9 protein-coding genes are annotated in these 12,774 nt (G+C 59.7%); 6 read left to right on the forward strand and 3 right to left on the reverse strand.

What is annotated here, in order from left to right; genetic code table 11:
• Positions 1-86 precede the first annotated feature (86 nt).
• Both DNI29_RS05465 and folB read left to right on the forward strand, forming a co-directional pair.
• Positions 87-1,136 (forward strand): DivIVA domain-containing protein, encoded by a 1,050-nt coding sequence (locus DNI29_RS05465; RefSeq protein WP_110977028.1) that lies wholly within the window; start codon positions 87-89, stop codon positions 1,134-1,136.
• A 175-nt stretch (positions 1,137-1,311) separates the two neighbouring features.
• Complete coding sequence (gene folB / locus DNI29_RS05470) at positions 1,312-1,668, forward strand: dihydroneopterin aldolase (protein ID WP_110977029.1); 357 nt, start codon at positions 1,312-1,314, stop codon at positions 1,666-1,668.
• Between the two features lie 62 nt (positions 1,669-1,730).
• On the opposite strand, the gene DNI29_RS05475 is transcribed toward folB, so the two are convergent.
• Positions 1,731-2,390 carry a hypothetical protein gene (locus DNI29_RS05475; protein WP_110977030.1) on the reverse strand — a complete coding sequence of 220 codons (660 nt, stop codon included), beginning with the start codon at positions 2,388-2,390 and terminating at the stop codon, positions 1,731-1,733.
• A gap of 247 nt (positions 2,391-2,637) precedes the next feature.
• Between DNI29_RS05475 and DNI29_RS05480 the strand changes: the two genes are divergently transcribed.
• The 3 genes from DNI29_RS05480 (at position 2,638) to DNI29_RS05490 (ending at position 8,753) form a co-directional block, all read left to right on the forward strand.
• Positions 2,638-3,057, forward strand: a complete 420-nt coding sequence (locus DNI29_RS05480; RefSeq protein WP_110977031.1) for a BlaI/MecI/CopY family transcriptional regulator — start codon at positions 2,638-2,640, stop codon at positions 3,055-3,057.
• Entirely contained in the window at positions 3,054-5,912 is a 2,859-nt protein-coding gene (locus DNI29_RS05485) for a M56 family metallopeptidase (RefSeq protein ID WP_110977032.1), read from the forward strand. Before DNI29_RS05480 ends, DNI29_RS05485 begins: the two co-directional genes overlap by 4 nt.
• Positions 5,913-6,122: 210 nt before the next feature.
• Positions 6,123-8,753 (forward strand): DUF5916 domain-containing protein, encoded by a 2,631-nt coding sequence (locus tag DNI29_RS05490; protein ID WP_162303520.1) that lies wholly within the window; start codon positions 6,123-6,125, stop codon positions 8,751-8,753.
• Between the two features lie 33 nt (positions 8,754-8,786).
• Here the strand turns inward: DNI29_RS05490 and meaB are convergent, their stop codons facing one another.
• The gene (meaB, locus tag DNI29_RS05495; protein WP_110977034.1) at positions 8,787-9,764 is read right to left on the reverse strand and encodes a methylmalonyl Co-A mutase-associated GTPase MeaB; all 978 of its coding nucleotides are present in this window, start codon (positions 9,762-9,764) and stop codon (positions 8,787-8,789) included.
• Between the two features lie 137 nt (positions 9,765-9,901).
• On the opposite strand from meaB, the gene DNI29_RS05500 reads away from it, so the two are divergent.
• Complete coding sequence (locus DNI29_RS05500; RefSeq protein ID WP_110977035.1) at positions 9,902-11,302, forward strand: DUF5723 family protein; 1,401 nt, start codon at positions 9,902-9,904, stop codon at positions 11,300-11,302.
• Between the two features lie 182 nt (positions 11,303-11,484).
• Here DNI29_RS05500 and DNI29_RS05505 read toward each other — a convergent pair whose 3' ends face one another.
• Entirely contained in the window at positions 11,485-12,585 is a 1,101-nt protein-coding gene (locus DNI29_RS05505) for a YncE family protein (protein ID WP_238388006.1), read from the reverse strand.
• Between the last annotated feature and the right edge of the window lie 189 nt (positions 12,586-12,774).

A 12,774-nucleotide genomic window follows, 5' to 3' on the forward strand; every position in this document is an offset into this window, starting at 1 on the left:
ACCGCCGTTGTGGCCCTGTTATCGGGTAATTCTACGGCGTACCCTTCCGCCGCTCGTTGCCTACCACCTAATACCCGGTACTACCCATGAAAATCAGCGCCCTCGATATCCGGCAGAAAACCTTTGAAAAAGCCTTTCGGGGATTAGACAAGGACGAAGTACAAGCCTTTTTGCTGACGCTTTCCCAGCAGTGGGAGCGGATGGGAGACGAAAACCGGGAGCTGCGCCTTAAACTCGACCACGCCACCCAGGAGGTACAGAAGATGCGAGAGGTAGAAACCAGCCTCTACCGCACCCTGAAAACCGCCGAAGACACCGGCAACAGCATTACAGAGCAGGCCCAGCGTGACGCCCAGCTGCGCATCCGTGAGGCTCAGCTGCAGGCCGAGCAACTCCTGGCCGATGCCCGCCAGAAAGCCCGCAGTGTGGTAGATGATGCTTACCAGCAGGCCGAGCGCACCCTGGCCGACATGCAGAAGGAAGTGAATGGCTTGGGCCAAGAGTGCCAGCGCCTGGAAAGCCTCCTGGATGGCCTCACCCGCGACTTGCACCGCCTGGCCTCCGATGCTCTCGATAAAGTGGAAAAGGCCCGTTCCCGTCCGAAAACCAGTACGGCGGCCATCCTTTCGCGGGCCGCGAGCGTAAAAGTGAATCGTCCGCACACTCCTGCCGACGACTCACCTAAACCCGACGCTACCATGTACGTTTCCACTGCCTCTACCTCGTCTGTTGCCGCAGTTGCCGGCGGCTCTGCAGCTTCTTTTGCCGAGCCAGTAGCGGCCCCAGCGCGTACTGCCGCCCCAGCCGAGAAACCCGCTACCACCGGCTATAACCCCAAACCCGGTCAGCAGCCCGACCCCGGTGCCCCGGCCCAACAGCCCGGTCCCGAGATTGAGCGCCCTGGCAACCCCGGCGAGAATCCTGGCATTTCTCCTGCTCCCCATGTTGAGCCCCCAAGCCCTTCGCGCGTGCCCGACCCCGGCGCGCCGCAGGTTGAGCCCACGGCGCCGGATATTCAGCCCATCGGCCCCGGCCACCCCGAAATCAACCAGCCGGCACCCGTTACGCATCCGGGCCAGCCTAGCTTCGCTACTGCCGCTTCTCTCGGTGAAAAGTCATTTTTCGATGAGTTGTAAGCCTTTGTTGCTACCTCTCTTCTACACACAAAGCCTACCTTTCGGGGTGGGCTTTGTTGTTTAAAGGAATAAAGCCTTGGGCTGGCTTCTGTTGATGAAAGCCCTACCCCCGATGTGCAAGCCAAATCCCTTGCACGCATTTTAACCACCCACCACCTCACCCTACTTTATACACATGGGCCAGATTGCACTGGAAGGCATGGAGTTTTTCGCCTTTCACGGATACTACGACGAGGAACAGAAAATTGGCAACAAGTATGGCATCGACCTCTACATTGATACCGATTTGCACGCGGCCGGCGCCTCCGATCAGCTGCGCGAAACGGTTAACTACGAAGTGCTTTATCGGGTAGTAGCTGAGGAAATGCGGGCCCCGGCCCGCTTGCTGGAACACCTGGGCCACCGCGTCATGGACCGGGTGCTGGAAGAGTTTCCCTACATCGAGGGGGTGCGGGTAAGCGTTTCAAAGTTTAACCCACCGCTGGGCGGCATCTGCCACCGCGCCCGCATTACCCTGGAGCGCCGCCGCTAACCTCCCTACCCCCGGTCCGGCCCTGAAAGCGTCCGGCCGGGGGCAACAGGTAGGGGCATTGCCTAGGCTCTGCTATCAGGGCCGGTGACTTTCCTGATTTCAGCTAGCAGGAGCTCCTGGGCGCGCCGAAAATCCCGGGGGCGTTTGTCGCTGATAATGTTGGCGAAAATTGGATCCTCGCGTAAGCTGTTCAGGTCGTCGGCCAAGCCAGGTACGCCGTGGATGTTCCGGGCCGCCTGCAGAGCGTGGTACCGGACCAGGTAATCGGGGTGGGTTAGCAGGTTGATAATGCGTTGAACGATGTCCGCATTCAGTTGCGCGTGGGTGTAGTAATAGCCCAACCCCGTCAGCACATCAATAAGGGATTGTGTATCCGGAGCTTCGAGCACCCGCGCTACCCGCTGTAAATCAAGTTGGGTAGAGTCAATCTGGCTGATGGCTTGCAGCACGTAGTTCGCCGCGTTAGGCATGTAGCTGTTTAGGGCAGGTAGAGCCGGGCGGTGCCGCAAGTACGCCAGCCCTAGCACAACGCGCGCATCGGCGGGGCCATGCTCCAGGGCCAGAATAAGCTCAGCGGCGGCCTGCTCTTTCTCCGCTGGTGTCAGCCCGCCAAGCGAGGCGGCTACATCTATAACTGAGTCGAAGCCGTCGTGCCAGGATAGGTAGTTGTCAATGGGGCCAAAGAAGGCTTGCCGGAAGGATTCTATAGTAGGGGAGTCCAAAGTAGAAGATATAAGCTGAACAAGGCGGTAAAGCTAGAGTAAGCAATTCATTTGCAGGGAGATTAAATATTATACGAAAAAAATCGTAGATTAAACTTGCTTCTACGATATGCTTCGTATATGTTTGATGTACGAACTGATTCGTAGGATTCGGCTGCCTGCTTTCCGGCGCGAAGGAAACCAACCGCAGGCAACGGCCCTGAATCAGTCAGACGTCTTTTACCTGGTACCGCTTACTTCTTGTGTGATGAGTAAATCCCCCCTTCCCAAACCTACTGAATCGGAACTGGAAATTTTGCAGGTGCTCTGGCAGCACGGTCCCAGCACGGTTCGGTTCGTGAATGACGAGTTAAGCCAGAAACGAGAGGTAGGCTACACAACTACCCTCAAGCTGCTGCAGCTGATGCTGGACAAAGGCCTGGTACTGCGCGACGACGAGAGCAAAACCCACGTGTACCGCGCGGCGGTGCGGGAAGAGGAAACTCAGGGCCTGCTGCTCGATAAGTTCGTGGAATCGGCATTTGGCGGCTCCGCCATGAAGCTGGTGATGCAGGCCCTCGGCAACCGTCGCACGTCCCGCGAGGAGCTGGCTCAGATCCGGCGCCTGCTCAACGACATTGAAATCCAGAACGATACTACCCCACCTTCAACCGACGAAGCCCCATGAACTGGCTCGAACAATTGTTGCCGCCCGCGCTGATTCGCGCCCTGGGCTGGACGTTAGTGCACTCGTTGTGGCAGGGCGCTGTGGTAGCCCTAGCCCTGGCCGGCCTGCTGCTGCTGTTGCGCAAACACAGCGCGGAGGTTCGCTACCGCACCGCCGGCCTGGGCCTGGCCGTGCTGCTGCTGCTGGCCGCCGTCACGTTCGGGCGCTACTACATGGCGGCCCCCGGGGAAGCAGTAACCGTGGCCGGTTACATGGCCGGCGATGAGGCGGCTGTGCTGGCCGACGGCATCATGCCCACCGAAGCTGCCATCAGCACAACTGCAATTCCAGCCGATGGCCTCGTGACCACGGAGGCCGTTGCTGTGGAGGCGGCTCCCACCGGTCTGCAGGCCTGGCTGGTGTACTTTGACCAAAATATTCCGGTGCTGGTGGCTTTGTGGCTGCTGGGGTTGCTGGCCATGACGCTCCGCTTGCTGGGTGGGCTGGCTTATGTGCAGCGCCTGCGCCGCTACCGGGTGCAGCCCCTGGCTCAGGAGTGGCAGGAGCGCCTGACGAGCCTTGCCGCCCGGGCCGGCCTGCACCAACCCATTGAGCTGCTGGAGTCGGCGCTGGTGCGCGTGCCGGTGGTAGTAGGGCATCTGCGGCCAGTTGTGCTGCTACCCCTTGGTACGGTCACGGGCCTGAGCGCCACGTATCTGGAGGCTATTCTGGCCCACGAGCTGGCCCACGTCCAGCGCCGCGACTACCTCATGAACCTACTGCAGTCAGTTGCCGAAACGATGTTCTTTTATCATCCGGCCGTGTGGTTTATTACCGCCTGCCTGCGCACCGAGCGTGAAAACTGCTGCGACGACGCGGCCACGGCCATGGTGGGCGGCAACCCCCTGACGGTAGCCCGTGCCCTGGCCGCTCTGGCCGAGCTGAGTGCAGCTCCCGAGCCGGTCAACCAGTTTGCCATGTCGGCGCTGGGTCCCGATGGCTCCGTACTGGGTCGCATCCGGCGGCTGGTGCAGGGCCGCACGGCACCCACCTTCACCGAGGGCTTTATGGCTGCCTGCGTTGTGCTGGGCGGTATGGTGCTGCTGACGTCGGCCGTGGCTATGGCTGACCCCCGACCGGCTTCGGGCTCAGAAGAGGGTGGAAGCAGTGCTTTGCTGCGCCTACCCTTCCTGGAAGCTGAACCCGATACTACCCGCAAAAAGGGAGAACTAGCGAGCACCGACTTCACCATTCCGGATGCTGATATGTTGAAACCCCTGGCTCCGGCCGCTACCCTGGCTACTACTCCCAATGAGGTGGCAGAGGTAGCCGAAGCGGAAGAAGCCGCGCCAGCCCTGAGCCTTTCGGCCGCTGCTGCCGACGACGATGATGACAAAGACAAGAAGAAGCGCCGGAAGAGTGCCCAGCAGGTGGTAGTGGTGCAGGAGCCCCGCCGGGGCGGCGCCGGCACGGTGGTTATCGAGAAAGACAAGAAAGGCCGCATCACCAACCTCTCAGTCAATGGGCAGCCTGTAGATACCGGTTCAGCGGGCAAGAAGAAAGGCAAGAAATCGGATCAGGAGGTAGAAGTTATTCGGGTGCCGGCCAACGGCTGGTCCGGCAACAACTTCCGCTTCGACGACAACTTTGCCCGCTCCTTCCAGTTCCGGGGTCTTGATGAGGCCGATGTAGCCCGTATTCGCCGCGACGCCGACCGGGCTGTGGCCGATGCCCGCCGCCAGCTGCGCGAAAACCCACAGTGGAGCCGTAACGGTTTCACCTTCCGCAACGAACACGCCCAGGCCCTGCGCCGCGCTGAGCAAAGCCTGCGTGAGGCCGCCAACAACGCCCAAACCGACGAGGAGCGCGAGAAGATAGAAGAAGCCTTAGAGCGCCTCCACGACCGGGAGGAAAGCCTGCGTGAGGAGCAGGAGGAACGCTGGGAATCAGACCTGGATGCAGAAACTACCCGCCGCATCAGTGAAGCGGCCCGCCGCGAGGGTGACATTGCTCGTCGGGAAGGTGACCGGGCCCGCCGGGAAGGAGATATTGCCCGCCGCATTGGTGAAGTAGCGCGCCAGCAGATGGCCGCTGAGAGCCGCAAGGATACCCGCGAAGCTAACCGCCTCAACGCGGAATTGAAGGGCCTGGAGCGGCAACTGGAGGCCGCCCACCGCGACACCGAGGCGGCTCACCGGGAAACCGAAGCTGCCCACCGCGAAACGGAGCGCACCGTGCGTACTGGCGGCAATACCAGCGCCACTACCCGCCGGCCGGGCTCGGTTTCCGAAGATGCGCTGCGCCGGGAGCTACGCAAGGATGGCCTGGTTAAGGACACGGATAATTTCCAGTTCAGCCTCAATGCCAACACGCTTACTGTGAATGGCAAGAAGCAATCTACAGCCCTGCGCAACAAATACCTGCAGCTAGTTGAAAAGCAAACCGGCCGGAAGCTGGGCCCGAACAGCTCCTTCGTGCTGAACACCCAGACCGCACGCAACACTACCTACAATAGGGCGGGCAACCCACCCCGGCCGCCGCGCCCACCGCGGGCCCCGCAGGCTCCGGGCGCGCCAATGGTACCACCGGTGCCTGCAGCCCCTGCCGCGCCGGGTGCTCCTGATGTATCCCTGCCACCCCTACCTCCGCTGCCACCCCGCATGAACTCCGATGAGGTGCGCGCCGAACTGCGGAAGGATGGCTTGCTCGGGGCCAACGAGAAAGGGTTTCAGCTCCAACTTAACGAGTCGGGCCTGATGGTAAACGGCAAAAAGCAGTCAGATACCCTAGCCGATAAGTACCGCCGCCTGCTGAATGCGCCCTCTGGTAATGGGGGTAAAAGCCGCAGTAACATCCAGATTTCCGTGAGTGAGTAAGTGCTCTATTGCCTCCCCGGCCGCCGCTGCAACGGCGGCCGGTTTTTTATAGTAATTTCTGAATAAAGAGAGGCAACGGTACGGCCCCATAGCGCATCTATTGCAGCATTCCGCCGGTGCTACCCAGCCGGCGGTACTACCCCCTTGCTACGCCGTAACCCACCCACTGCCGGTTTTCGGGCGCCTTATCCACCCCCAGTTTCTTCCTGCTTGTCCCACGTTTACTCCCGCCGCCTTGTCGTGAACCGTTACCGTGCGTTTCTCTTGGTATGCCTGTTGCTGGTTGCCAGCGTGGCCCGCGCCCAAAAGCCCGCCACCGAAGCCACCACGGCTGCCGTGCCTGCGCCCAAGCGCCAACTGCAGGCCCTGCGCATTACGGAAGCCATAAAGCTGGATGGGGTGCTTGATGAGGCCTTATGGCAGCAGGCACCCATTGCCACCGATTTCATCCAGAATCGCCCCAACCCCGGCCCCCACGAGAAGCACCCCACCGAGGTGCGCGTGCTTTATGATGATGCCAACCTCTACATTGGGGCGATAATGCACGACGTATCCCAGGACTCCATTCTGCGGGAACTCTCGCCGCGCGACGATGCCAACAACACCGACTTTATTGGGGTGTTTCTGGATACCTACCACGACAAAATCAACGGCTATGGCTTCTTCGTGACGACGGGCGGGGTGCAGATGGACTGCCGCTACTCGCCGGCCGGGGGCGAGGACTTTAACTGGAATGCCGTGTGGGACTCGCGCACCAGCATGCAAGGCACCGATTGGGTAGCAGAAATGCGGATTCCGTACTCGGCTATTCGCTTCAGCAAGACGGCCGAGCAGCTCTGGGGCCTCAACTTTATGCGCCAGCGCAAGCGCGATAACCAGGCTTTTTTCTGGAATGAGGTGAAGCCCGCCGTCGATGGCTTTGTAAACCAGTGGGGCGAGCTGCAGGGCCTGCGCGATATTCAGCCTCCATTGCGCCTTTCCCTCACGCCCTACGTGTCGGGCTACGTGAATCACTACCCCTACAACGAGCAGGGAACCCGCAACTCCAGCACCAGCTTCAACGGCGGCGCCGACATCAAATGGGGCATCAACGAAAGCTTTACCCTGGATGCTACTCTGGTGCCCGACTTCGGGCAGGTGCAGAGCGACAACCAAGTGCTGAACCTCTCACCCTTTGAAGTGCAGTTTCAGGAAAACCGCCAGTTTTTCACCGAAGGCACCGAGCTGTTCAACAAAGGCAACTTGTTCTATTCCCGCAGGGTAGGGGCCCAGCCCATCGGCTTCAGCAGCGTAGAAAAACAGCTGCGTGCCGGCGAAATGGGGCTGGATGGGCAGCGCCGGCCGGGCGAGGCGGTGGTAAGCAACCCCGGCGTGACGCGCCTGCTTAATGCCACTAAGGTCTCGGGGCGTACCAAGCAAGGGCTGGGGGTAGGCGTGTTCAATGCCCTCAGCAATGATGTGTACGCTACCGTGCGCGACTCCGCCAGCGGGCGCGAGCGGGAGGTACTGACCCAGCCGTTCAGTAACTACAACATTGTGGTGCTCGACCAAAGCCTGAAAAACAACTCCTACGTTTCGCTTATCAACACCAACGTGACGCGCTGGGGCAGCACCTACGATGCCAACGTGACGGGCGGCCTGTTCCGCTTTGCCAACAAGAAGAACGCCTACGCCATTGACGGGCGACTGGTGTACTCGCGGCGGCGCGGTAATGAGTTCGGGTCTGATACATTGCGCGTCAGCGACCAGGACGGCTACAAGTACCAGGTGGGCATCAGCAAAATCAGCGGCAGCTTCACTTGGGGGCTGAACCACGGCATCGAGTCGGACAAGTACAACCCGAACGATTTGGGTATCCTGTTTGGCAACAACAACATCAGCCAGGGGGCATATGCCAACTACAATAAATACAAGCCTTTCTGGAAGGTAAATAACCTGTACACGTGGTTCAACCTGAATCACTCCTTGTTGTACAAGCCTACCCGCTACCAAAACCTCAGCTTTTCCAGCGGCTTCAACACCACATTTACCAAGAATTTCCTGACGGTAGAGGCGAACTTCGAGGCAAATCCGGTAACCCACGATTATTATGAGCCGCGGCAGTATCCGTTGGGTAAGTACTATGTGCGCGTACCCGGTAATGCTAACCTGAGCGGCTATATGTCGTCGGATTATCGTAAAAAGCTGGCTGGAGACATCTCCGGCGGTGTTCGGTGGTATGCGGAGGATGAGCGGCTGGTGCGGCCCCGCCGCATGTATTACGGCTGGAGCATATCTCCGCGCTACCGTGTAAACAACCAGCTCAATTTCCGCTATACCCTGAACTGGGAGTTGACCAACAATCAGATTGGCTACGTGAATGGAGGCCTGGACGAAAGCCTGCCCGACGATGCTGATTTTCGGGATAAACACCCTTCCGATGTGCTGCTGGGCCGCCGCCGGGTGCTGACCGTTACCAACACGCTGTCGGGGGCCTATACTTTCAACAACCGCATGTCCCTGACCATCCGGACGCGGCACTACACCAGCACCGTAAACTACCGTGACTTTGTTCGTCTGGGTAAAAACGGAGAAGAAACCCTGGTGGACTACCGCCGCAACCGCGACAACACATTCAATGCCTTCAACGTGGATGCAGTGTACTCGTGGTGGTTCGCGCCCGGCTCCCAGGTGAGCATCGTCTGGAAAAATGCCAGCTCCTCTTTCCTGGAAGCCAATGAGGCTACCCCCCTCTACTTCAATAACCTCAACAACACCATCAATACTCCACACAACAACAACGTTTCCATCAAGATACTGTACTACCTCGACTATCTGATGCTGAAGCGGCTGCGGAGCTAACTAGTGAAGTGTAGCGCGAAACGAATTTCTGCGCTATAAACCCAGTAATTCTTCGGCGGCGCCGAAGGCCGATTTACGCCCGTCCATTACCTGCTGGCGGATGGCGGGAAGCTGGGCCGCTACGTCGGGGCGAGCGTAGAAGCGGGTTTCCAGGGCCTCGCGAATGGTTTCGTGGAGCCAGTGCAGGTTTTGCTCCTGGCGGCGGCGCTGAAAGTAGCCGCTGGCCTGAGTTTGCTGCACGTACTGCTCCACCACGCCCCACACCTCCGGCACGCCCGCTCCTGAAACGGCCGAGCTGGTGGTGACTACGGGGCTCCAGGCACTAGGCGCCAGCGGAAACAGATGCAGCGCATTCTGGTATTCGGCGCGGGCCCGGCGGGCAGCCTGCTCATTGCCCCCATCGGCCTTGGTGATAGTCACGGCATCGGCCATTTCCATGATGCCCTTCTTGATGCCCTGCAGCTCGTCGCCGGCCCCGGCCAGCATCAGCAGCAGGAAAAAGTCGACCATGCCGTGCACGGCGGTTTCGCTCTGGCCTACCCCCACGGTTTCCACGAAGATGACATCGTGGCCGGCCGCTTCGCAGAGTACCAGGGCCTCGCGGGTGCTGCGCGTAACGCCGCCCAGGCTGCGCCCAGCCGGGGAGGGCCGGATAAAAGCCTGGGGGTGGGCGGCCAACTGGTTCATGCGAGTTTTGTCGCCGAGGATGCTGCCGCCGCTGCGCTGGGAGCTGGGGTCTACGGCCAGCACGGCCAAGCGCTTGCCCTGCTCCTGCACTAGGTGTAGCCCCAGTGCTTCAATAAACGTGCTTTTTCCTACCCCCGGCACGCCCGTAATACCCACCCGCACTGAGCGGCCGGCATGGGGTAGTACGGCATCCAGTACTTGCTGAGCCAGGACCTGGTCCGAAGGCAGGGTGCTTTCGACCAGGGTAATGGCCCGGCTCAGCAGCACGCGGTTGCCGGAAAGGATGCCGTCGGTGTATTCAGAAACGGAAAAGCGTTTGGCCATTAGAGCAGAAACGTAGCCGGGCGGGAAAAGTAGCGCATCGGCCGGGGAATAGAGTTGCAAACTACCCCATATCGTACATTTGAAAAAATGGCCGCGGGTGCGCGTCGTTCATCTTCCGTCTCTACCTGATCAGCAGTATGGGCAAAAATTTCTACTCTCTTCTCGCGGCCTTTCTGTTGGGGAGTACCCTGCCGCTTTACGCTCAGACCGAGCTGAGCAACTTTACGGCTACCGGCCGCGGTGGCGTGGCCACTACCTTCGCCACCGACTACCAATCTATCGGCATCAACCCGGCTAACCTGGGGCGGGTAGGCGGCGCAACGGTAGCGTTTACGATTGGGGAGTTTGGGGTAGGAGCTGGCTCTCAGTCGCTCACGCGCCAGCAGCTGCGTAAGTTTATTACGGATACCAACCAGAACCTTACCCTGGCCGACAAGCAGGAGCTGGCCCGTGCGTTTACTTCCGATAATGCCCTCAACTTCAGCGGCGATGCTACTACCCTGGCCTTGGCGGTGCAACTGCCGGCCATTGGCGGCATTGCCATCAGCAACCGGGTGCGTACATCAGGGCACGTAGGACTGAACCAGAATGCCGCCGAAATTACCTTCCTGGGCCGCGACGCACCCATTTACGCCTCGGCTAGTGCCGGCAACTTGCCGCTGGTGTCGGAGGCGCTGGCAGGTACCGATATTCAACTGGCCGTGCTCAATGAGTTTAACCTGGCCTGGGGAAACCGCGTGATTGATTTACCGCTGTTCCAGCTCTCGGCTGGCGCGGGTTACCGCTACATTCAGGGGGTAGGCATTATTGATATTCGGGTGCAGCCGGGTAACCTGCGGGCCTACAGCTCCATGTCGCCAGTGTTTGATATTGATTACGGCAGCATGGTAAACGACCCCAGCTTTAACCTGCGCAGCGGCGGCAGCGGCCTTCGGCCCGTTGGCAAGGGTCACGGCTTCGACCTGGGCCTGGCTGCCGAGGTAGGCAAATCCTTACGCCTAGGGGTAGCCGTCACCGACATCGGCCACATGACCTGGGAGGGCAACCTGCTTACGGCCAACGACCAGAAGCTGAAGCAGCTGAAGTCAGAGGGGGTAGGGAGCTACAACTTCATCAAGGAAGCAGCCGAAATCTTCGCTACCGGCACCGACAGCCTGTTCACCTACGAAACCGGTCAGGAGCGCCGAGCCGAGCTGCCCACCAAGCTGCGGGCCGGGGCGGGCCTACGCATCAGCGAGTTTTTTGAAGCCGGCCTCGACGTGACCCTGCCGCTAAACAACGTGGCTGGCAACATTACTACCCCCTTCGTGGGGGCTGGCCTCGACTACAAGCCCACCCGCTGGCTGCGCCTGAGCAGCGGCCTTACTGGCGGCGCAGGCTACGGCGTAAGCGTGCCCTTCGGTGTTACCCTGGCTACCAAAGTGTACGAAGCTGGCATCAGCACCCGCGACGTCACCGGCCTGCTCACTTCCAAAAATCCCTACCTCTCCCTGGCCAGCGGATTCTTGCGCTTCCGGCTCGGCAGTAAAACACAGTAGCAGCGGGTTGGCAAGATGGTAGGAGGAAAGCAGTGAAGCCATCCTTTTGCTCTTGGCAACAAGCCTACTAAAGCAACAAGCCCTTACTTCCACATGGAAGTAAGGGCTTGTTGCTTTAGTAGGGGGTAGGATGGTGGTCAGAATGAGTGCTAGCGGTATGGCAACTCATTTCTTGACTACCACTACTTTCCTGGTTCGGTGATGAAGTTGGGCAGGCCGAGCTTGCTGCGGCGGCCGCCTAGCTTCAGGCCGTTATCAATATATTTGGCGGTGGCGGAGTTTGGGTTCTGGATGATGCCCAGAAACATGTTGTCCTCGCGGGCCACGTAGATGTTGCCATCGGGGGCACGTTGCAGGGAGCCTACTTTGCGGTTAGCTGATTTGCCGACGACGGTGGCTTTGCCGGTTTTCAGGTCGAACTGAAAAATCTGAGCTTCACCGCCGCCTTCACCGTTGCTGGAGCCATAGAGCTTGCTGCCATCGGGTGAAAACTCTACCCCGTAGGCTTCGGGGTAGGGCGCGAAGGATTTTGCATTGCGCACCTGGCCAGTAGCCCGGTCGAAGTCGAACACCTCGTACTTGTTGGCTTCGCGCCAGAGTGCCACGGCAAGCTTGCGGCCATCGGGCGAAAACTTCATGGCGCCAATGGCATTGCGGCCAGGGCCGGCGTGCATGCTGCCCACGTTACTCATAATCGGCTTGCTTTCCACCCCATCGGCTGTTACCAGGAAGCTCACGAAGGCGTTGGAGTTCCAGCGGTGCGCCACAATCCAGACGTCGCGGCCGTTCTGGTGGCGCACGGCAGCCAGCTTCTCGGCCACGGGCGTGATGAGCAGAGCGTTGGAGCGGGGTACGTCGCCGAGGCCATTTTCGCGGGTCATGTCCACGGTGGAGTAGCGCAGGCCGTTGGGGCCGCCCTGGGCACCCACCGTAAACACGTAAAACACGTTGCCGCTACCCGGGTCGGGCACGATGAGGGCGCTTTGGGTGCTGGAGTTGGAGCCCATCAGCTTTTTGCCGTTGGGCATTACCTGGTGCTGACGGTTGAATACATACTCGCCGTTGGTATAAAACAGCAGTTGGCCCTGCTGGTTGGTAGCTACCGCCGAGCCCTCGTAGGTGGTCATCTTGCTGGTCAGCAAGGGGGTAGGGGCAGAGCCATCGGCCGGAAACGTAAGTCCGGCCTGTTGGCCAAACAGCCAGATAGATTGCTCACGTTGAGCCAGTACCGCGCCGGGCAACAGCAGCGCCAGCAGCAACGGCAGAAGCGAAAGTCGTTTCATAGAAGTCATAAACAGCAACAGACGTACAGAACGCAATTTCGTGCCAGTTTTAGATAGGGGAGGAAGTAAACCGTGACAGGTAAAAGGTGATGGGGTGAGGAGGTGAATAGTAATTGGTGACGGGTAAAAGGAACGTCATGTCGAGCTTGCCGAGACATCTTGCTCGAATCATTAGGGTCTTAGTCCTAC

It is taken from the genome of Hymenobacter sediminis, assembly GCF_003231285.1.
Classification (GTDB): Bacteria; Bacteroidota; Bacteroidia; order Cytophagales; family Hymenobacteraceae; genus Hymenobacter; species Hymenobacter sediminis.

Coding starts and splice junctions, on each gene's coding strand:
- DNI29_RS05480 (WP_110977031.1), top strand. CDS start 2,638: ATGAGTAAATCCCCCCTTCCCAAACCTACTGAATCGGAACTGGAAATT.
- meaB (WP_110977034.1), bottom strand. CDS start 9,764: ATGGCCAAACGCTTTTCCGTTTCTGAATACACCGACGGCATCCTTTCC.
- DNI29_RS05500 (WP_110977035.1), top strand. CDS start 9,902: ATGGGCAAAAATTTCTACTCTCTTCTCGCGGCCTTTCTGTTGGGGAGT.
- DNI29_RS05465 (WP_110977028.1), top strand. CDS start 87: ATGAAAATCAGCGCCCTCGATATCCGGCAGAAAACCTTTGAAAAAGCC.
- DNI29_RS05505 (WP_238388006.1), bottom strand. CDS start 12,585: ATGAAACGACTTTCGCTTCTGCCGTTGCTGCTGGCGCTGCTGTTGCCC.
- folB (WP_110977029.1), top strand. CDS start 1,312: ATGGGCCAGATTGCACTGGAAGGCATGGAGTTTTTCGCCTTTCACGGA.
- DNI29_RS05485 (WP_110977032.1), top strand. CDS start 3,054: ATGAACTGGCTCGAACAATTGTTGCCGCCCGCGCTGATTCGCGCCCTG.